Source organism: Aminobacter sp. P9b (assembly GCF_045345995.1).
GTDB classification, from domain to species: Bacteria; Pseudomonadota; Alphaproteobacteria; order Rhizobiales; family Rhizobiaceae; genus Aminobacter; species Aminobacter niigataensis.
Window position 1 is genome coordinate 4384441 of sequence record NZ_CP150082.1, and the last position, 19550, is coordinate 4403990.

At 64.1% G+C, this 19550-nt stretch carries 23 protein-coding genes; 14 read left to right on the plus strand and 9 right to left on the minus strand.

From position 1 onward, the window contains the following. Positions 1-183: 183 nt before the first annotated feature. From WHT83_RS21605 to WHT83_RS21620, 4 genes are all read left to right on the plus strand, one after another. A complete protein-coding gene (locus WHT83_RS21605; protein WP_055970444.1) occupies positions 184-714 on the plus strand; it encodes a MarR family winged helix-turn-helix transcriptional regulator in 531 nt (176 codons plus the stop codon). Further along, complete coding sequence (locus WHT83_RS21610; RefSeq protein WP_108607328.1) at positions 704-1423, plus strand: response regulator; 720 nt, start codon at positions 704-706, stop codon at positions 1421-1423. Before WHT83_RS21605 ends, WHT83_RS21610 begins: the two co-directional genes overlap by 11 nt. 129 nt (positions 1424-1552) lie before the next feature. Continuing rightward, positions 1553-1792 (plus strand): hypothetical protein, encoded by a 240-nt coding sequence (locus tag WHT83_RS21615; RefSeq protein WP_108607327.1) that lies wholly within the window; start codon positions 1553-1555, stop codon positions 1790-1792. Positions 1793-2206: 414 nt separating this feature from the next. Continuing rightward, positions 2207-3619 (plus strand): ATP-binding protein, encoded by a 1413-nt coding sequence (locus tag WHT83_RS21620; protein WP_108607326.1) that lies wholly within the window; start codon positions 2207-2209, stop codon positions 3617-3619. Positions 3620-3626: 7 nt separating this feature from the next. On the opposite strand, the gene WHT83_RS21625 is transcribed toward WHT83_RS21620, so the two are convergent. From WHT83_RS21625 to WHT83_RS21635, 3 genes are all read right to left on the minus strand, one after another. Further along, positions 3627-4283, minus strand: coding sequence for a methionine ABC transporter permease (locus WHT83_RS21625; RefSeq protein WP_108609796.1), 657 nt, complete (start codon positions 4281-4283; stop codon positions 3627-3629). Continuing rightward, positions 4264-5349, minus strand: coding sequence for a methionine ABC transporter ATP-binding protein (locus WHT83_RS21630; protein ID WP_406872355.1), 1086 nt, complete (start codon positions 5347-5349; stop codon positions 4264-4266). Before WHT83_RS21630 ends, WHT83_RS21625 begins: the two co-directional genes overlap by 20 nt. Before the next feature lie 69 nt (positions 5350-5418). Next, positions 5419-6267, minus strand: coding sequence for a MetQ/NlpA family ABC transporter substrate-binding protein (locus tag WHT83_RS21635; RefSeq protein ID WP_406872356.1), 849 nt, complete (start codon positions 6265-6267; stop codon positions 5419-5421). 300 nt (positions 6268-6567) lie between these two features. On the opposite strand from WHT83_RS21635, the gene WHT83_RS21640 reads away from it, so the two are divergent. Continuing rightward, positions 6568-7572, plus strand: a complete 1005-nt coding sequence (locus tag WHT83_RS21640) for a glycosyltransferase family 4 protein (RefSeq protein WP_406872357.1) — start codon at positions 6568-6570, stop codon at positions 7570-7572. Positions 7573-7578: 6 nt separating this feature from the next. Here the strand turns inward: WHT83_RS21640 and WHT83_RS21645 are convergent, their stop codons facing one another. From WHT83_RS21645 to WHT83_RS21655, 3 genes are all read right to left on the minus strand, one after another. Next, positions 7579-7938 (minus strand): tRNA-binding protein, encoded by a 360-nt coding sequence (locus tag WHT83_RS21645; RefSeq protein WP_406872358.1) that lies wholly within the window; start codon positions 7936-7938, stop codon positions 7579-7581. 9 nt (positions 7939-7947) lie between these two features. Next, positions 7948-8448: a YbjN domain-containing protein gene (locus WHT83_RS21650; RefSeq protein ID WP_055970456.1), complete on the minus strand. Its 501-nt coding sequence runs from the start codon at positions 8446-8448 to the stop codon at positions 7948-7950. Between the two features lie 320 nt (positions 8449-8768). After that, positions 8769-9083 (minus strand): accessory factor UbiK family protein, encoded by a 315-nt coding sequence (locus WHT83_RS21655; RefSeq protein ID WP_406872359.1) that lies wholly within the window; start codon positions 9081-9083, stop codon positions 8769-8771. A 160-nt stretch (positions 9084-9243) separates the two neighbouring features. Here WHT83_RS21655 and WHT83_RS21660 point away from each other — a divergent pair, with 160 nt between their 5' ends. The 8 genes from WHT83_RS21660 (at position 9244) to WHT83_RS21695 (ending at position 15552) form a co-directional block, all read left to right on the plus strand. Next, positions 9244-9492, plus strand: a complete 249-nt coding sequence (locus tag WHT83_RS21660) for a type II toxin-antitoxin system ParD family antitoxin (RefSeq protein WP_183259895.1) — start codon at positions 9244-9246, stop codon at positions 9490-9492. A 7-nt stretch (positions 9493-9499) separates the two neighbouring features. Continuing rightward, positions 9500-9799 carry a type II toxin-antitoxin system RelE/ParE family toxin gene (locus tag WHT83_RS21665; RefSeq protein WP_183259893.1) on the plus strand — a complete coding sequence of 100 codons (300 nt, stop codon included), beginning with the start codon at positions 9500-9502 and terminating at the stop codon, positions 9797-9799. An 85-nt stretch (positions 9800-9884) separates the two neighbouring features. Further along, positions 9885-10739: a prolipoprotein diacylglyceryl transferase gene (lgt, locus tag WHT83_RS21670; protein WP_183259891.1), complete on the plus strand. Its 855-nt coding sequence runs from the start codon at positions 9885-9887 to the stop codon at positions 10737-10739. Then, complete coding sequence (locus WHT83_RS21675; protein WP_406872360.1) at positions 10736-11815, plus strand: class I SAM-dependent methyltransferase; 1080 nt, start codon at positions 10736-10738, stop codon at positions 11813-11815. The genes lgt and WHT83_RS21675 overlap by 4 nt, the downstream gene beginning before the upstream one ends. Before the next feature lie 106 nt (positions 11816-11921). Next, positions 11922-12713 (plus strand): peptidoglycan editing factor PgeF, encoded by a 792-nt coding sequence (pgeF, locus tag WHT83_RS21680; RefSeq protein ID WP_406872361.1) that lies wholly within the window; start codon positions 11922-11924, stop codon positions 12711-12713. A 4-nt stretch (positions 12714-12717) separates the two neighbouring features. Further along, positions 12718-13869, plus strand: coding sequence for a M24 family metallopeptidase (locus WHT83_RS21685; RefSeq protein ID WP_406872362.1), 1152 nt, complete (start codon positions 12718-12720; stop codon positions 13867-13869). Between the two features lie 43 nt (positions 13870-13912). Continuing rightward, a complete protein-coding gene (locus WHT83_RS21690) occupies positions 13913-14503 on the plus strand; it encodes a hypothetical protein (RefSeq protein WP_318763993.1) in 591 nt (196 codons plus the stop codon). A 113-nt stretch (positions 14504-14616) separates the two neighbouring features. After that, the gene (locus tag WHT83_RS21695; RefSeq protein WP_108607316.1) at positions 14617-15552 is read left to right on the plus strand and encodes a ribose-phosphate pyrophosphokinase; all 936 of its coding nucleotides are present in this window, start codon (positions 14617-14619) and stop codon (positions 15550-15552) included. 79 nt (positions 15553-15631) lie between these two features. Here WHT83_RS21695 and chrA read toward each other — a convergent pair whose 3' ends face one another. The 3 genes from chrA to WHT83_RS21710 all read right to left on the minus strand — a co-directional run bounded on the left by chrA (position 15632) and on the right by WHT83_RS21710 (position 18660). Further along, positions 15632-16969 carry a chromate efflux transporter gene (gene chrA, locus WHT83_RS21700; protein WP_406872363.1) on the minus strand — a complete coding sequence of 446 codons (1338 nt, stop codon included), beginning with the start codon at positions 16967-16969 and terminating at the stop codon, positions 15632-15634. Position 16970: 1 nt separating this feature from the next. Beyond that, on the minus strand, positions 16971-17774 hold the full coding sequence (locus tag WHT83_RS21705) for a chromate resistance protein ChrB domain-containing protein (RefSeq protein ID WP_406874032.1): 804 nt from the start codon (positions 17772-17774) through the stop codon (positions 16971-16973). Positions 17775-17895: 121 nt separating this feature from the next. Then, entirely contained in the window at positions 17896-18660 is a 765-nt protein-coding gene (locus WHT83_RS21710) for a sulfite exporter TauE/SafE family protein (protein ID WP_318763990.1), read from the minus strand. A gap of 267 nt (positions 18661-18927) precedes the next feature. Here WHT83_RS21710 and WHT83_RS21715 point away from each other — a divergent pair, with 267 nt between their 5' ends. Further along, entirely contained in the window at positions 18928-19542 is a 615-nt protein-coding gene (locus WHT83_RS21715) for a 50S ribosomal protein L25/general stress protein Ctc (protein ID WP_406872364.1), read from the plus strand. Positions 19543-19550: the final 8 nt, after the last annotated feature.

Sequence of the window (19550 nt, forward strand, 5' to 3'; positions counted from 1 at the left end):
CCGTAAGGGGCCTGCTGGATAAAGCGTAGGCGGGCTAGAATACCAAAGCAAACTCACGATGTTTCGGAAAAAACCACCGTACCTTGCCTTTTCATTCGCAATCCGCCGAAAAGCTTGGCAAAAATTACCATCGCACCTAATTTATGTCAACAGTGCTGACATAAATTGACGAGCAGGAACTCTATGGCACAACGCAGCGGCGCAGCCGCCCAACCGATCCGAACCGCAGTGACGGCCGACGACGGCATCGACTTCTCGATCATCGAGTTGCTTTACTTCGCCTATCGAGATTTCACTTCGGACCCGGATCAGATACTTGCCGAGTACGGTTTCGGTCGTGCGCACCACCGCGTGCTGCACTTCGTCAACCGCATGCCGGGGCTGACAGTCGCCGAGTTGCTCGACGTGCTGAAGATCACCAAGCAGAGCCTTGCGCGCGTGCTCAAGCAGCTGATCGATGCGGGCTATATCGTCCAGGTCCAGGGTCCGCGCGACCGCCGTCAGCGCGAGCTTTATCCCACGCCGAAAGGCCGGACGCTGACACTGGCGCTGGCGCGGCCACAGTCACGCCGCATCGATGCGGCACTGGAGGGCGCGGGAGAGACCGAACGCGCCTGGATCGAACGATTCCTCAAGGCGATGGTCAATCCCGAATTAAGGGCGCAGATTGACCATCTGCCCGGAAACACGCCGGGGAAAGACCATGGAGAATAACGACAAGACGGCCAATCCGGCCACGCTGGGCGACGATGCTCCGCACCTGCTCGTGGTCGACGACGACACGCGCATCCGCAACCTGCTCAAGCAATACCTGACCGAGAACGGCTTTCGCGTGACGGTCGCCGGCAATGCCGACGAGGCACGCCGCAAGCTGGCGGGCCTCGACTTCGACCTTCTCATCCTCGACGTGATGATGCCGGGCGAGACCGGCGTCGAACTGACCAGATCGCTGCGCGACCAGAAGGACGTGCCGATCCTGATGCTGACCGCACTTTCCGAGACAGACAGCCGCATCACCGGCCTGGAGGCCGGCGCCGACGACTACCTGCCCAAGCCATTCGACCCGCGCGAGCTGATCCTCAGGATCAACAACATCCTGCGCCGAGGCGGGCCGGCAACGACGCCGAAGGTCGAGCAGCTGGTGTTCGGCCCCTACACCTTCCAGATCGCGCGCCGCGAACTCAAGCGTGGCGGCGAAGCCCTCAAGCTGACCGACCGCGAACAGGAAATCCTTGCCATCTTTGCCGCGCGCGCCGGCGAGACCATCCCCCGCCACGAGTTGGTGACCGGCGATTCCGAAGTCGGCGAGCGCACCATCGACGTCCAGATCAATCGCCTGCGGCGCAAGATCGAGCGCGACCCGGCCAACCCCGTCTGGCTGCAGACGGTGCGCGGCATCGGCTATCGGCTGAGCGTGGAATAACGGTCTCCAGCCTGCGCAGCGAACCTTCCGAGCATCGGCCGGTTGTTGAATCCGGCCCCTCCATTGTAGTATCGCGCGCGCCGGCGGTAGAACTGCCGCATTCCGCGGCCCGGCATGGGAGAAACAGCCATGTTACGCGCAATTACGCTTGCATTTGCCCTGTCAGTCTTTCCAGCAACCGCTTTCGCCAATTCCTGCCCAAGCATCATGGCTGCGATCGACGCGGCGCTGCCCGCTTCGACCCTCGCGGAGGCAGACATGACAAAGGTCAAGGAGTTGCGCACCAAGGGCGAGCAACTGCATGCCGCCGGAGATCACGCCGGATCGGAGGCTGCGCTCAACGAAGCCAAGACGTTGCTCGGCATCTAAGCGACCGCTTCGTCGTCCTCGTTCATCCTCCAGGCGTCGCTGCAATGGCGACGCCTGGCCCGGATTTGCCTTGCGCGGCTCGGCTTGCGAAGCCCTCGGCCAAGCCGCCTGCACCGGCTGCAACCCGCGGTGCCGCGCCCGCTTGGACGCGGGCCGGGGCGCGCCTTGATCATCTCCACGCAAGTGACCCGACATAGTGTCGGCGCAGTTCCCGTCAATCGTCTTTCGACGACGACGAACGGCCTGACATTTGGAAACTCAAGAAAAATCCCTATGTTTTCAGCACGGGACAACGCAACGTTTGACAACGTAAGCTGTTGAACTTCAAAGACAGTTTCAGAACTGTCGAGCGTGCACTAGGATCAACGCAGGCCGAGCGGGGCGAAGTCCGGCTGGCGGCGAACGGAAGGGCGGATGGCAACCACCGACATGGAAGGGCCCGGCGGAGGCGGTATCGGCACACGTGCATGGCGTGCGCTGACGGCCGTGCCGAGAAGCTGGAACCGCTTCTGGCGGCGGGTTGCGCTCTACATGCCGAAGCGGCTCTACGCCCGCTCCCTGCTCATCGTCATCACCCCGATGATCCTCTTGCAGTCGGTCGTCGCCTTCGTCTTCATGGAGCGCCACTGGCAGACGGTGACGGTGCGCCTGTCGCAAGCGGTGACCCGCGACATTGCCGGCATCATCGACCTGCTCGACACCTTCCCGCAGCCGGAGAACTACGCCCAGATCATCCGCATCGCCCAGGAGCGCATGCTGCTGAAGATCGACCTGCTGCCGCCCGAACCGCTACCCCCGCCCGGCCCCAAACCGTTCTTCTCCATTCTCGACCAGGCGCTCTCAACTGAAATCCGCAGGCAGATCAACAAGCCGTTCTGGCTCGATACGGTCGGCAACTCGAACGTCGTCGAAGTGCGCGTCCAGCTCGACGACAAGGTGCTGCGCATCTTCGTTCGCCGCAGCCAGGCCTACGCCTCGAACACCCACATCTTCCTGTTGTGGATGGTCGGCACCTCGCTGGTGCTGCTGACCATCGCCATCCCCTTCCTGCGCAACCAGATCCGCCCGATCCTGCAACTGACCGAGGCGGCGGAGAGCTTCGGCAAGGGGCGGCCGATGCCTGCGAATTTCCGTCCGCGCGGTGCCGAGGAAGTGCGCCGCGCCGGCTTTGCCTTCATCCAGATGCGCGAGCGCATCGAGCGCCAGATCGACCAGCGTACAGCGATGCTGACCGGTGTCAGCCACGACCTTCGCACTATCCTGACCCGCTTCAAGCTGCAGCTTGCGCTGTCGGGCAACAAGATCGATCGCGAGGCTCTGAGCCAGGACATCGACGACATGCAGTCGATGCTCGAGGCCTATCTCGCCTTCGCCCGCGGCGAGGCGGCCGAGGATCCGGGGCGCTTCGATCTCACCAGTTATCTCGACAAGCTTGGCGAGGAAGCCAAGCTGCGCAAGCGCAAGCTCAAGGTCACGCTGGTCGGCGAGCCCGAAGTGCATGTCCGCCCCAACGCCTTCGCCCGCCTGCTGCAGAACGTCGTCGGCAACGCTTTCCGTTATGCCAAGGAAGTCGAGGTCAAGGCCGTCCATGACCGCGGCATGCTGGTGGTCATGGTCGACGACAACGGCCCCGGCATCCCGGAAGAGAAGCGCGAAGAGGTGTTCAAGCCGTTCTATCGCCTCGATGAGGCGCGCAACCTCGATTCGACCGGCACCGGGCTCGGGCTGGCGGTCGCCCGCGACATCGCCCGCAGCCATGGCGGCGATATCAAGTTGAGCGACAGCCCGCTTGGCGGCCTGCGCGCCATGATCCGCGTGCCGGCCTGACCGGGCTTCAGCCGCGCCGGTCGAGCCGCGTCACCAGCCTGTCGCCGACCCATTGGATGCCGCAGACGAGCACGATGAGCACGATCACCACTGCAACCATCACCGCCGTCTCGAAACGCTGGTAGCCGTAGCGGATGGCGAGGTCGCCGAGACCGCCGGCACCGATCGCGCCCGCCATGGCCGAGGCGCCGACCAACGTCACCAAAGTGACGGTGAAGCCGGCGACGATGCCCGGCAGCGCTTCCGGCACCAGCACCTCGCGGATGATCGCCCAGCGGCCGCCGCCCATGGCGCGCACGGCCTCGATCAGGCCACGGTCGACCTCACGCAACGACACTTCGGCGATGCGCGCATAGTAAGGCGTGGCGGCAATCGCCAGCGGCACGATCGCCGCCCAGGTGCCGATCGAGGTGCCGACGATAAGCCGCGTCAGCGGAATCAGCGCGACGAGCAGGATGATGAAGGGCACCGAGCGGAAGCCGTTGACGATGCCGCCGAGGATACGGTTCAGCCACAGTTGCTCGGCTATGCCACCGCGATCGGTGGCGACAAGCGCCAGGCCGAGCGGCAGGCCGAAGACCAGCGAGATCAGGCCCGATGCCGCCGTCATTAGCACCGTTTCCCAAAGTGAGCGCAGGAGAAGTTCAAACATCATCGGTGACATGGCCAAGCACCTCGACCCGGGCGCCCCGGGCATTAAGAAAATCGACGACTTCGGCGAGACGGCCGGCCGGTGTCGCGGCACCGAGGAAAAGCGTTCCGACCGGCTCGCCCTGGATGTAGTCGATGCCGCCATGGACAAGGCGGTAGCGGCCGGGAACGGCCGCGGCGAGTTCCTGCAGCAGCGGACGCCGCGCCGCCTCTCCTGCAATGTCGATGCGCAGGATCGCCTCGCGCCCTGAACGCGCCAAGCGTCCGGCGATCGCTGCGGGCAGTTGCGGCCGGATGCCGCCGAGCAGGCTGCGCGTCACCTCCGACTGCGCGTCGGCAAAGACGGACCACACCGCCCCCTCCTCGATGATGCGGCCGGCATCGAGGACGGCGATGCGGTCGGCAATGGTGCGGATCACGTCCATTTCGTGAGTGATCAGCAGGATCGTCAGACCGAGCTTCTGGTTGATGTCCTTGAGCAGCGAAAGGATCGAGCGCGTCGTCTCGGGATCGAGCGCCGACGTCGCCTCGTCGGAGAGCAGCAGCGCCGGACGCGCGGCAAGCGCGCGCGCGATGCCGACGCGCTGCTTCTGCCCGCCGGACAGCGACGCCGGAAAGGCCTTGGTCTTGTCGGCGAGGCCGACGAGGTCGAGCAATTCGGCGGCACGGGCGAGCCGCTCGGCCTTCGACCTGCCCTCGATTTTCAGCGGCAGGGCGACATTGTCCTCGACGGTTTTCGCCGAGAGCAGGTTGAAGTGCTGGAAAATCATGCCGATGCGACGGCGCAGCGGCTGCAGATCGCGCTCGCTCAACCCGGTGATCTCGCGCCCCTCGACGAAGATCTGGCCGGCGTCGGGACGCTCCAGCCCGTTGAGGCAGCGGATCAGTGTCGACTTGCCAGCGCCGCTGCGGCCGATGATGCCGAGGATCTCGCCCTTGCGCACCGTCAGCGACACGCCGTCGACCGCCGGCGTCCGGCCGAACCGACGCTTGAGGTCGACAATGCGCAAGACATCGCCGGCGGGCGCAACATCGCCAGGTGGCAACGTCGCGCCGGCGGAACTGAAATGCTGGTTCATGAAATCTCCCCGCAAAGCGGAAGGCGGCCCGCCATGAGCGAGCCGCCTGTTGTCGATGGCCCCTCGCGCTCAGTAGGCGGCGACGCCGGTGCCTTTGTAGACGCGGTCGAACTCGGCCTTGACCGTCTCGTTCTGGTAGGCGGCGACCAGCTTTTTGACCCAAGCCTCGTTCTCGTTGCCGGTCTTGACCGCGATGAAGTTGCGGTAGGGATTGTCGGCCACGGGTTCCTGGGCAATGCGGTTGTCGGCGCTCAGTCCACTCTTCAGCGCCCAGTCGGTGTTGACGACAGCGGCCTCGAGGTCCTCGACCGAACGGCCGACGATGCCGGCGTCGAGTTCCTTGATCTCGAACTTCTTCGGATTGTCGACGACATCAGTGACGGTCGCCAGGATGCCGGTGCCGTCCTTGAGCTTGATCAGGCCGGCATCGGCCAGCACCCGCAGCGCCCTGCCCTCGTTGGACGGATCGTTGGGCACGCCGATGACCGCCGCTTCCGGCAGGTCCTCGATCTTGGCGTGCTTCTTGGAGTAGAGCCCGATCGGCCACAGCCCGGTGTAGCCCACCGGAGTGATGTGGTAGCCCTGCGTCTTGATCTGGTTGTCGAGATAGGGCTGGTGCTGGAAGGCATTGGCGTCGATCTCGCCGCGCTCCAGCGCCTCGTTCGGCTGGGTATAGTCGTTGAAAACGACCGTCTCGACGCTCAGCCCCTGCTTGGCCGCCTCGGCCTTGACCACGCGCCAGACATCCTCGTCCTCGCCGGAGATGATGCCGACCTTGATCGCGGACTTGTCCTCGGCGAAGGCCTGGTGCGGGACGGTGAAGCTGATGACGGTGACGACGGAGGCGAAAAGGGCTGCAAAGGCCGTGCGCCGGCTGATCGCGTTGCGGTGGGAAATCGAACTGATGGTCTCGGTCATTTCGGTGTCTCGCTGAGAGCCGTTGGAAGGATGGCTCGCTCCGCGACATGCGAAGCTTGGCCATATCCTCGGCAAACGCCCCCACTTCGACAAAGGATCGGATTTCGCGCCGAGCGCGTGGGCAGGAAAATCGTCTCAAAGAAAATGCTTGTTCGGGCAGAAGCAACCTCGTCTTCGCAACTGCGAGAAGAACGGGGCGTCATCGGCGTGTCATGCCAATCTGCTCAAAGGCGGCCGCATCGAACGGGAAGCTCGCCGATTCCTGGCTGATCGAGATACGGGCAACAGGGAAGACATCTCTTGCGCATCCTGATGGTCACCGACGCCTGGAAACCGCAGATCAACGGCGTCGTGCACACACTCGAACGGCTTGCCGAAACACTTGGCGACTTCGGTGCCGAAGCCGATTTCCTGACCCCGAACCTCTTCCGCACGCTGCCGATGCCGACCTATCCCGATATCCGTCTCGCGCTGACCACGCCCGGCAACATCGCGCGCATCATCGAACAGCGCCGACCCGATCATGTCCACATCGTCACCGAGGGGCCGCTCGGCATGATGGCGCGGCGCTATTGCCGGGCCAACGGTCGCCCCTTCACCACCAGCTACCACACCCGCTTCCCCGAATATGTCAGCGCCCGCCTGCCGCTGCCCGAAAGCTGGACCTATGGGCTGCTGCGCAGCTTCCACAATTCCGGCCAAGGCTGCATGGTGGCGACGAAGTCGCTTGCCGACGATCTCGCGTCACGCGGTTTCGAGAAACTCAGGCCGTGGACCCGCGGCGTCGACATCAACCACTTCCACCCCGACAAGAAGGTCGAGCTCGAGCTGCCGCGGCCGATCTTCCTCTGCGTCGGCCGCATCGCGGTGGAAAAGAACCTGCCCGCCTTCCTCGACCTCGACTTGCTCGGCTCCAAGGTGCTGGTCGGCGACGGGCCCGAGATCGAACGGCTGAAGGCAAGGTACCCCGAGGCGCATTTCCTCGGCCGGCGCCCGAGCGACGAGTTGGCCGAGATCTATGCCTCGGCCGACGTCTTCGTCTTCCCGAGCCGCACCGACACCTTCGGCAACGTCATCATCGAAGCGCTGGCCAGCGGCACGCCCGTTGCCGCCTATCCAGTGACGGGCCCGATCGACATCGTCGGCGACGGTGTCGGCGGCGTGGTTTCGGAAGACTTGCAGCAAGCCGCGCTCGCCGCGCTCAAGGTCGACCGCGCCGAGGCCCGCGAGCGCGCCATGCGCTACACCTGGACGGCCTGTGCCGAGATGTTCCTGGACAATGTGAAGGCGGCTTACGCGGCGTAGGTCGAACTAAAACAGGCGGCCGCCGTCGGGAACCTTGCGCTCGATGGCGCCGAGCACGACGTCGCCTTCGGCATCCGGGAAGCCGAGGGTCAGCACTTCCGACATGAACGGCCCGATCTGGCGCGGCGGGAAATTGACCACGGCAAACACCTGCCGGCCCACAAGCGTCCCCGGCGCATAATATTTGGTGATCTGCGCCGAGGATTTCTTGATGCCGATCCCGGCGCCGAAATCGATCTTCAGCTTGAACGCCGGTTTGCGCGCCTCGGGAAACGGCTCGACCTCGACGATCGTGCCGGTGCGGATGTCGACTTTGTCGAAGTCGGCAAAGGTGATTTCGGGCTTGCGCTCGTTGTGCGAACTCATGCGGCAGTCTCAGGCGTTTCCGTGCGTCTCGAACAGCACGCTTGCCAGCGCGTCCTTGGCCGAGGTGCCCGACCAGACGACGAACTGGAAGGCCTGGAAGTAGCATTCGCAGGCTTCGAGCGCCGAAGACAGCAGCACCTCGACCTGCTGGCTGGTCGGCTCGACGCCGCCGGCGAGCAGCAGCGACTGGCGGAACATGATTGCGCCCTCCTGCTCCCACAGGTCGAAATGACCGAACAGCATCTGCTCGTTGATCAGCGACAGCAGCCGCAGGATTTCCAGCGTACGGCTTTCCGGCACCTTGATGTCGAAGGCGCAGGCCAAGTGCAGGGCCTCGAAGTCTTCCATCCAGGAGAAGGAAATCTGGTAGTCGGTCCAGTTGCCGACGACAGAAATCGAGATTTCGTCGTCGCCGGCACGCTCGAATGACCAGTCGTTGTTGTGAGCCACCTGCTCGATAACATCCACCGGATGGATTTCGCGCGAGAACTCGAGTTCGAGAAGTTCCATAAATGCTTCCTGTCGTTCCGGGAGCGCCATCGCGCTCCGCGCAAAGGGCACACACGACGAACAAACTTATTCTTGAACTCGGACGACCAGCGCTGCCGGACTCAATACCCCCCAGCCGGACCGCGCCATCCGGTGCGTGACCCCGCTAAGAATCATGCAACAAATTCAGTGTATTGATCAGGAGTCGCGTGAACAGCCCAATTTTTCGCACTGCCGCATTCGGGTGTGGAAACTGGCTGCGGCGCACATTCATCAAGCGCCGGTAAGCGATTCACGACAAAGCACTTTTTCGGATGGCGCTTTGTGGAAAAGTTAACGAATTATTTCTTTGTACGAGGCTTCGGCGACGCCGCCGGTGAGGCCTTGCCGGCATCTTCGCCGCCAAGGGCTGCGAGCTTAGACTCGAGTGCCTCGATGCGGACGGTCATCGCCTTGTTCTCGGCGCGCGCCTTGATCGCCATGTCGCGGACGGCTTCGAACTCTTCGCGCTGCACCAGCTCAAGCGTATTCATCGCCCGTTCGGCTTGCGAACGGAACGCGGTCTCGACCTCGCGCTTGACGCCCTGCGCGGCACCCGCGGCATCGGTCATCAGCTTGGCAAACTCATCCAGGATGCGGTTCGGTCCGGTCGTCATGGCAAACCCTCGCGTTGTCCATTCGACGTAGTAGGGCAAAGGCCCGAATGCAAGGGCGTGAAGCCCTTGCCGCTCTGTTTGCGCCATCGCGCCGCATTCCGGGCTTGCAGCAACCAATAACTATTATTAGATTGAAGACGCTGAATTCAGGAGCATCGCCATGGCCATCAGTGCCGATCTCGGTGCACACCTCGAAGAGGTCGTGAACCAACTCGTCAGTACCGGGCGCTACAACTCCAAGAGCGAGGTCCTGCGCGAAGGGATCCGCCTCGTTGAAGAACGCGAAAAGCGCCTTGCCGCACTGGATGCAGCGCTGGCCCAGGGGCTCAGCGACGCCGACGCTGGCCGTCTGGTGCCCGCCGAAGACGTATTCGCTCGCCTTAAATCCAAGCTCCGCGCCCAAGGCTGATGGTATCATGCAGGTCGTTTTCGCGCACGCAGCCGAAACCGACCTCGAAGCCATTGTCGATCACATCGCACAAGACAATCCATCCAGAGCGCTGAGCTTTGTTCTGGAACTGCGCGAAAGCTGCGTTGGACTTGCCGAACTGCCATTCGGCTATGCAGTCGCTAGAAGGCTTTCTGGCAGCGACATTCGGCGCCGCGTCCATGGCAACTACCTGATCTTCTACCGTGTGCAGGATGAGCGGATCGAGGTTCTGCGTATCCTCCACGGCGCGATGGACTACGAACGCCTGTTTGCCGCAGACGAATGACATCTCGGTGAGCGGCTGCCCCTTGCCTTGACCCTGCCAAAGCGCTGCCGCATGGTCCGCGCCACCGCTTCGACCGGAGATAGAATTGACTGAATATCTTGCCCTGCCTCTGGCAGCCCTGTCCTTTCCGAACATCGATCCGGTCATCGTCCAGATCGGGCCGCTCGCCATCCACTGGTATGGGCTGGGTTATGTCGTCGGCATCCTGTTTGCCTGGTGGTATGGCAAGCGGCTTGTGACCAACTCCCGCCTGTGGCCGAACGGCATCCTGCCGATGAAGCCAGAAGCCCTCGACGACTTCCTGGTCTGGGCTGCGGCCGGCGTCGTGCTTGGCGGCCGCATCGGCTACATCCTGTTTTACGACCTCGCCCGCTACATCTCCAATCCGCTCGACATACTCGCCGTCTGGCAAGGCGGCATGTCGTTCCATGGCGGCCTGCTCGGCGTGACGATCGCCATGTTCCTGTTCGCCCGCAAGCACGGCATCCTTGTCTGGTCGCTGATCGACGTGGTTGCCGCCGGCGTGCCGGTCGGCCTGGGGCTCGTTCGTGTCGCCAACTTCATCAATTCCGAGCTGTGGGGGCGGGTCACAGACGTGCCCTGGGCGGTCGAGTTTCCCACCGGGGGACCGTTCCTGCGCCATCCGAGCCAGATCTACGAAGCCCTGCTCGAAGGCCTGGTGCTGTTCCTCGTGCTGCGCTTCCTTACCCACTCCGGGCTGAAGCTCAAGACGCCGCGCTTCGTCGCCGGCGCCTTCGTCTGCGGTTACGGCCTGTCGCGCATCATCGTCGAGTTCTTCCGCGAACCCGACCAGCAGATCGGCTATCTCCTTGGCGGCTGGCTGACCATGGGCATGGTGCTGTCGGTGCCGATGGTGCTGATCGGGGTATGGGCGATGCTGTCGGCCAAACAGGTGACCCAAGCCGCAAAGCCGGCATGACCGCGCTCAAGAAGCGCATTTCAAACCTGATCGCCGCATCGGGGCCGATTGGTATCGCCGACTACATGGCGCTGTGCCTGTTCGATCCCGCGGACGGCTACTACACCACGCGTGAACCCTTCGGCGCGGTCGGTGACTTCACCACCGCGCCAGAGATCAGCCAGATGTTCGGCGAACTCGTCGCCGTCTGGCTCTACGCGGCCTGGCAGGCCGCCGGCAGCCCACGAGGTGCGCTGCTCGCCGAGATCGGCCCCGGTCGCGGCACGCTGATGAAGGACATGCTGCGGGTGCTGCAGAAGCTCGACCCGGCCTTCGCCGCCGATGTCGCCATGATCGAGACAAGCCCGCGGCTGCGTAAAGTCCAGAAGCAGACGCTGGCCGCCAGCGGCACGAACATCGCTTGGCACGAAAGCGTCGCCACCCTGCCCCAGGCTCCTTTGTTCATCGTAGGCAACGAGCTGTTCGACGCCATCCCGACGCGCCAGTTCGTCAAGATCGGCGCCGCCTGGCACGAGCGCGCCGTCGGCATCGGCGAGGACGGCGAACTGGCCTTCGTTGCCGGTCCGGCGACCATCGCGGCGACCTTGCTGCCGGCCGAGGCCGCGACGGCTCCCGAAGGCGCGATCTTCGAGTTTGCCCCGGCAAGGACCGCCACCATGGAAGCAATGGCCGAGCGCATCGAAGCCTCGGGCGGTGCCGGCCTGTTCTTCGACTACGGCCACATCGAGCCGGGCATCGGCGACACGCTGCAGGCCCTGCGCAAGCACAAGTATGACGACGTGCTCGCCCATCCCGGCGAAGCGGACCTGACCTCGCATGTCGATTTCGCCGCTCTTGCCACTGCCGCCCGCCTGCACGGTCTCGACGCGCATATGGCGGCGCAGGGTGAGTTCCTGCTAGCGCTTGGACTGATCGAGCGCGCCGGCAGGCTCGGCGCTTCGGCGGACGCGGCGACGCGCGAAAAGATCGGCGGCGAAGTCGAGCGCCTCGCCGGACCCGATGCCATGGGCACACTGTTCAAGGTGCTCGCGATTGCTTCCGCTGGCACAAAACTTCCCTTCCCCGCCGTCAGTTGACAGCACGCTTGCCGCTGCCCCACTGTCCGCGCTCGCAACAGCAAGGCGGAACGGCGACGCCGCGCCCGGCCTTGACGAAATCGCATGCGGGGATGACAAGGCGGCAATGCTGAACGACTCGAAACCGGACCCGATCCGGTCCAACTTGCTCGCCAGCGCGGAGGCCAAAGGCATCCGCCACGGTTATTTCACCCGCATCGGCGGGGTATCCGAAGGCATCTACCAGGGCCTCAACATCGGTGTCGGATCGGACGACGACCAGGTCCGCGTGGCCGAGAATCGCCGCCGCGTCGCCAGCTGGATGGGCGTTGCGGCAGACCATCTGCTCAGCCTTTACCAGGTCCATTCGCCCGATGTGATCGTCGCCACCGGCCCGTTTTCCGGCGACAGGCCCAAGGCGGACGCAATCGTCACCGACCGGCCCGGCATCGCCCTTGGCGCCTCGTCGGCAGATTGCGGACCGGTACTGTTCACCGATCCTGAGGCGCGCGTCATCGGCGCTGCCCATGCCGGCTGGAAGGGCGCCTTGTCAGGCGTGCTCGAAAACACCGTCACCGCAATGGTTGGCCTCGGTGCCAGGCGCGAGCGCATCCTGGCCGTGCTCGGCCCGTCGATCAGTGCTGCCAACTACGAGGTTGGCCCGGAGTTCGTCGCCCGCTTCACCGAGGCAGACGGCGACAATGCGCGCTATTTCGCGCCGTCCGAAAACCCCGGCCACTCGACGTTCGACCTCAACCTCTACACCGTCGACAGGCTGCGGCGCGCGGGCGTGACGGCCGAGGCGCTGAACCGCTGCACCTATGCGGAAGAAGACCTCTTCTATTCCTATCGGCGCACCACGCATCGCAAGGAAGCTGATTACGGGCGGCAGATTTCGGCAATTGCACTGGAGGACTGACGGCATGGCGCTGCATTTCGAACGAACCGAATTCGACGCCCGGCGCGACCGGCTGATGATCGAGATGGCCGAAAAGAAGCTCGATGCGGTGCTGCTGTTCGCACAGGAGAGCATGTACTGGCTGACCGGCTACGACACCTTCGGCTTCTGCTTCTTCCAGTCGCTCATCGTCAAGGCCGACGGTTCGATGACGCTGCTGACGCGTTCGGCCGACCTGCGCCAGGCCCGCCACACCTCGATCATCGAAAATATCGTCCTGTGGACCGACCGCGACAACGCCAACCCGACCCTAGACCTGCGCAACCTGCTCAACGATCTCGGCCTGCTCGGCATGCGCGTCGGGGTCGAATACGACACGCATGGCCTTACCGCCTTCAACGGCCGCCGCCTCGACGAGCAGCTCCAGACCTTCGGCCAGATCGTCGATGCGTCGGGCCTTGTCGGCCGGCTGCGCCTGTTCAAGAGCCCGGCCGAGATCGAAAAGGCCGAAAAGGCCGCCAGCCTCGGCGACGACGCGCTCGACGCGGCGCTGCCGCTGATCAAGCAAGGCGGCGACGAGGCCAAGATCCTGGCCGCCATGCAGAGTGCGATCTTTTCCGGCGGCGGCGACTACCCGGCCAACGAATTCATCATCGGCTCCGGTGCCGATGCCCTGCTCTGCCGCTACAAGTCCGGACGCCGCAAGCTCAACAAGAACGACCAGTTGACGCTCGAATGGGCCGGCGTCTTCAACCATTATCATGCGCCGATGATGCGGACCGCACTGACCGGCAAGGTCTCCAAGCGGCACCAGGAGCTCTACGACGCCTCCCTCGACGCATTGCTTGCAGTCGAAAAGGCGATGACGCCGGGCAACACGTTCGGCGACGTCTTCGACGCCCATGCCCGCACACTGGAGGCGCATGGCCTGACCAAGCACCGGCTCAACGCCTGCGGCTATTCGGTCGGCGCGCGATTCACCCCATCCTGGATGGACATGCCGATGTTCTACCAGGGCAATCCCGAGCCGATCGCGCCCAACATGACCTTGTTCGCCCACATGATCATCATGGATTCGGAAACCGAAACCGCGATGACCCTGGGACGCACCTACTTGACCACCGATTCTTTGCCCAAGCCACTTTCCCGCCATGATCTCGACTTGATCGTGCGGTGACTGCGATGGGCGCTGGGGGGCGTTTGCCATGGAGTACAGGCAGATGAAACGTTGGTTTGTGGCCGCGGCAAGCTTGGCCGCGCTCGTCGCACTTTCGGCCTGCAACAGCTCCAAGGACGTGCTCGAGCCCTCGGCCATCGCCCCGACGGACCAGTCGAACGCGCTGGCCAATGCGGAAGGCACGGACGTCGGCGCGCCGACAATCGCCCCCGCTGCCACAGCGCCTGCGCCACTGTCGCCCCAGGCTGCCGCAATCGTAGCAAAGACGCGCGTCCAGTTCGCCCCCATTGTCGGCACCCCGGTCGAGGCGGCAACCCCGCTCACCCAGCGGCTCGGCATCCGCGCCCGTGAACGCGGCATCACGCTGGCCGGCAGCACCGACACCACGCCGCCCGGCATCATCATGCGCGGCTATTTCTCCGCCATGACCGAAGGTAAGGATACGACTGTCGTCTATGTCTGGGACGTCTACGACCCGGCAGGCACCCGGCTCCACCGCATCAACGGCCAGCAGACTGCGCCTTCCATCGGCAGCGGCGACGGCTGGCCGGTCGTGGCGCCCGCAACCATGCAGTCGATAGCCGACAGCACCATCGACCAGCTCACCGACTGGCTGGCGGCAAAACCGGGCTGAGCCGCGACATTCCGTTCCAAGATGTCGCTTTTTTGGGATTCAACGGCGAGTCCGCTTGCAATACGGCTCAAGGCCGCTAAAAGCCCGCTCATATTCACTTCCAGGATCGGCGTATGAAACTCTTCGCGGGCAATTCCAACCGGGTGCTAGCAGAAGCTGTCGCTCGCTATCTCAACATTCCCCTGGGCAAGGCCAGCGTCAGGCGCTTCGCCGACCAGGAGATCTTTGTCGAGATTCAAGAGAACGTGCGCGGCGAGGATGTCTTCATCCTCCAGTCGACCTCGTTTCCGACCAACGATCACCTGATGGAACTGCTCATCATGATCGACGCCTTCATGCGCTCGTCGGCACGGCGCATCACGGCGGTCATCCCCTATTTCGGCTATGCCCGGCAGGATCGCCGTGCTTCGGGCCGCACGCCTATCTCGGCGAAGCTGGTCGCCAACATGATCGCCCGCGCCGGTGCCAACCGCGTGCTGACGCTCGACCTGCATGCCGGCCAGATCCAGGGCTTCTTCGACATCCCGACCGACAACCTGTTCTCGGTTCCGGTCATGGCCCGCGACGTCAAGGCCAAGTACAAGCAGCTTGGCAACGTCATGGTGGTCTCGCCCGACGTCGGCGGCGTGGTCCGTGCCCGTGCGCTGGCCAAGCGCATCGACGCCCAGCTCGCCATCGTCGACAAGCGCCGCGAGCGCCCCGGTGAATCCGAAGTGATGAACGTCATCGGCGAAGTCCATGGCAAGGACTGCCTGCTCATCGACGACATCGTCGATTCCGGTGGCACGCTGTGCAACGCAGCCGATGCGCTGCTGGCCAAGGGCGCAACCAGCGTTACCGCCTACATCACCCACGGCGTGCTTTCAGGCGGTGCTGCTGCCCGCATCGCCGGCTCGCAGCTGCAGGAACTGGTCATCACCGACTCGATCCAGCCGACCCAGTCGGTGATGGACGCCCACAACATTCGCGTCGTCTCGATCGGCGATCTGATCGGCGAAGCGATCTCGCGCACGGCAACCGAAGAATCGGTATCCAGCCTGTTCGACTGAGCCTTCTGCCCCGAGCAAAACCATTTCAAAGCCCCGCCCGGCAATCCGTGGCGGGGCTTTTTCGTACACAGGCGCTACTTCAGGTTAGCTGCCAGGCCATGCCGGCAAGCGCCGAGACGGCCAGCACGGCGATCATGTTGGCGTGGAAGCGGATCAGCGCCACGCCCGCAACGATGGCGATGACCGCAGCAAGCCAGTCGAAACTGCCGAAATCCAGCACCGGCAGCGAGAATGGCCCAACCACCGTCTCCCCGACATTGCCGAACAGCACGTGAAGCGCGAACCACACCGCAAGGTTGGCGATGATGCCGACGACGGCAGCGGTTACTGCGGATAGCGCGCTGGCCAGCCAGCGCACGTTGCGCACCGTTTCGACATAGGGCGCACCGACGAAGATCCACAGGAAGCAGGGCACGAAGGTGAACCACAGCGTCACCGCTGCACCCGCGATGCCGCCGGCCAGCGGGGCGAGGCTGGACAATCGCGCCCCGCCGAGAAACCCGACGAAGACCAGCACCAGGATCAGCGGCCCCGGCGTCGTTTCGGCGAGGCCGAGGCCGGTCAGCATCTCGTCCGGCTTGAGCCAGCCATGCACCTCGACAGCCTGCTGGGCGACATAGGCCAGCACCGCATAGGCGCCGCCGAAGGTCACCGCCGCCATCTTGGAAAAGAACGTCGCTTCGGCGGTGAAGACGTGGCCGTGTCCGAGAAGTTGCCACATCAGGACCAGCGGCACGAACCAGATGGCGAGCCATATCGACAACGTGGTGATGAAGCGCCGCGCACTCGGCTTCGTCCATTCGGGCATGGCATAGGCGACGTCATCCTCGTCGGCGGCCTTGGCGCCGGCATTGCCGGCAAAGCCCGTCAGATGCAGCAGTGTCCCTATCGCGGCCGCAGCAAGCACGATCAGCGGGAACGGCAGCTTGAGGAAGGCAATGGCAACGAATGCTGCGATGGCTAGGATGACCATGCTGCCGTTCTTCAGCGCCCGCTTCGACACCTTGATCAGCGCTTCGAGCACGACGGCAAGCACGGCCGCCTTGAGCCCGAACAGCAGCCCTTGCACCAGCGTGACATGGCCGACCGTGAGGTAGATCGCCGACAGTGCGGTGATGACCAGCGCCCCCGGCAACACGAACAGCAGCCCGGCCACCAGCCCGCCTTTGACGCCGTGCATGAGCCAGCCGGCATAGGTCACAAGCTGCATCGCCTCGGGCCCGGGCAAGAGCATGCAGTAGTTGAGCGCATGCAGGAAGCGCGGCTCGTCGAGCCAGCGCTTCTCGTCGACGAGGATCTTGTGCATCAGCGCGATCTGGCCGGCCGGCCCGCCGAAGGACAACAGGCCGATCCTGGCGAAGGTCCGCGTCGCCTCGCCGAATGAAGGAGGCGCGGCCCGGAAAGGCGTCGTGTCCATGTCAGATCGCCTTTGCCGGCCAGTTGTGGGTTTCACCAGTTGCATAGCGGCACCAGCCATAGAGCGCATCGTAAATCGCCATGCCCTTCTCAAGCTGGGCGAGATCGTCCTCTTCGAGTGCCGACAGGCCGAGCGATATCGCAAGCAGGCCCGCCGCCTGCGGCTCGAGATCAAGCCGGGCCGTGTCGGCGCCGCGCACGATGCGGGCGAGGTGCAGAAGTGCGGGATCGGTCAGGCCGAACTCCGAGATCAGGGTATCGAAGGTGCACTCGTCGCCGCGATGCGAATAGTGCACGTCCTTGATGTCATAGGGGATCGCACCCGTTTCGTCGGCGACGTCCTTGACCCATTCGGCCGAGACGAAATGGAAAACCGCCAGCGGATCGATGAAGCGCCGGATCAGCCAGGGACAGGCGATGCGGTCGATCTTGGGGCGCGCGCGCGTCACCCATTCGCTTGGTCGCGGCAGCCCCGGCTCCAGACCAGGCGCCTCGCGTGCCACGACAGAACCACCGGCAGCCAGCCAGGCATCCATTCCGCCTTCAAGCATCGATGCGTCAGCGCTGGCGGCCAGCAGCTTGGCGAGCGCTATCTCGCTGACATTATGGCCGTGCGCGCAATAGACGGCGATCCGGCGCCCTGCAGGCAGTTGCGGCAGCCAGTCGTCGACCCTCATGTGGTCGCGCCATAGCGCGCCGGCGATCCGTGTCGGAGCAGCAGCAAAGACCGTCTCCCTGCGCACGTCGACGACCGTCGGGCACCGGTCAGTGCCGACGAGGCGGATCAATTCTTGCGATGAGATCATTCTGGGCATGGCAATTCCTCCGCACAAATGGGCGAAGGCGGAACTTGGGCCACCTGGCCTCACGGGGAGTCCACCATGCCCCCGATACGTGAATTCTATTTGAAAGCGGTGCCAGCTGCAATCATCTCAACACGCCATCCAGGGCGGGCAGGCCGACGATCGCAGCCGTCGCGATCAGCCCGTAGCAGATGCGGCGGAACGTGGCCTCATTGGCGCGGCTGAACAGGCGCGAGCCGATATACAGTCCCAGCGCGAAAGTCGGCCCGATCGTCAGCGACAGCCCCACCGTCTCCAGGGTCAGGAGCCCGGCGATAAGATAACTCACGATCGACAGCACGCTCGAAATCGCGAAATAGAGCACGATGTTGGCACGCACCGTCTGCGGCAGGAAGGCGCCGCCGAGCCAGTATGCAACGACCGGCGGCCCGCCGACCTGTGCCGCACCGGAAAACAGCCCCGAGGTCATGCCGACGGCGGCAGTCATGGTGGCGTGGGGACGGCCGTGGTAGCGCCATCCCGACATCAGCAGCGCGAGCAGCGCAACCACGATGGCGACGATGGCCCAGCGGATCACCACGCCGTCGAGCTGGGTGAGCAGGTAGGTGCCGGTGGGCACGCCAACCGCCGCCCCGAGCGCCATGACGCCGACATTGGCGCGGTCGGCGTTGCGCCAGGCATTGGGGATGAGGCCCGGGGTCAGCACGAGGTCGACAATCAGCAGCAACGGCACGGCGAGCTTCGCACCGACCAGCGAGCTTGCCACCGGCACGAAGATCAGGGCACCGCCGAAACCCGAGAAGCCGCGCGCGCAGCCGGCGACGAAGGCGACGACGACGAGGACCAGGATTGTGCCCGCCGGGAGATCGAGCAGGAGAAATTCTTGCATGGCTGATTGCGACCGTGAACGATTCGAACGGGCCTGATACAGGCACTGCGGTGTTTTCGCGAGCAGCCACGGCGGCACCACGACCGAGCCAGCGCACGAGAGCCCCGGCGGTTGCACTTTTGACCACCTTCGGATATAGAGCCGCCACCCGCGTAGACACCCTTGGAGGCAACGCGGCGGAAGGCCGCCTCACCCGGCGGCTTTCGACGTTTACGGATCAGGCTTCATGCCAGCCGTAGGCGCTCCATACAACCGAAAGGAAATGCCATGAGCGAAACATACGAGCTCAAGGCCGAAGCACGCGAACTGGTCGGTAAGGGGTCCGCCCGTGAAGTTCGTCGCAACGGTAAAGTGCCTGCAGTTATTTACGGCGACAAGCAGCCTCCCCTGGCCATCGCCCTGTCCTACAAGGACGTCTTCTACAAGATCCATGGCGGCGGCTTCCTGACCACCGTGGCAACGATCGACGTCGACGGCAAGAAGATCAAGGTCCTGCCCAAGGACTTCCAGCTCGATCCGGTTCGTGACTTCCCGATGCATGTCGACTTCCTGCGCGTTGGCGCAAACACCGAAGTCAACGTCCAGGTTCCGGTTCACTTCATCAATGAAGAGAAGTCGCCCGGCATCAAGCGCGGCGGCACGCTGAACATCGTCCGTCACGAGGTCGAGCTCCACTGCCCGGCCAACGCGATCCCCGAGTCCATCACCGTCGACCTCGACGGCACCGAGATCGGCGACTCGATCCACATCTCGGCCGTCAAGTTGCCCAAGGGCGTGAAGCCCGTCATCTCCGACCGCGACTTCACCATCGCCACGATCGCCGGCACCTCGGCATCGAAGTCGGAAGAAGCCACGACCGAGGCTGCTGCCGAGGCAGAATAGCCTTCGCC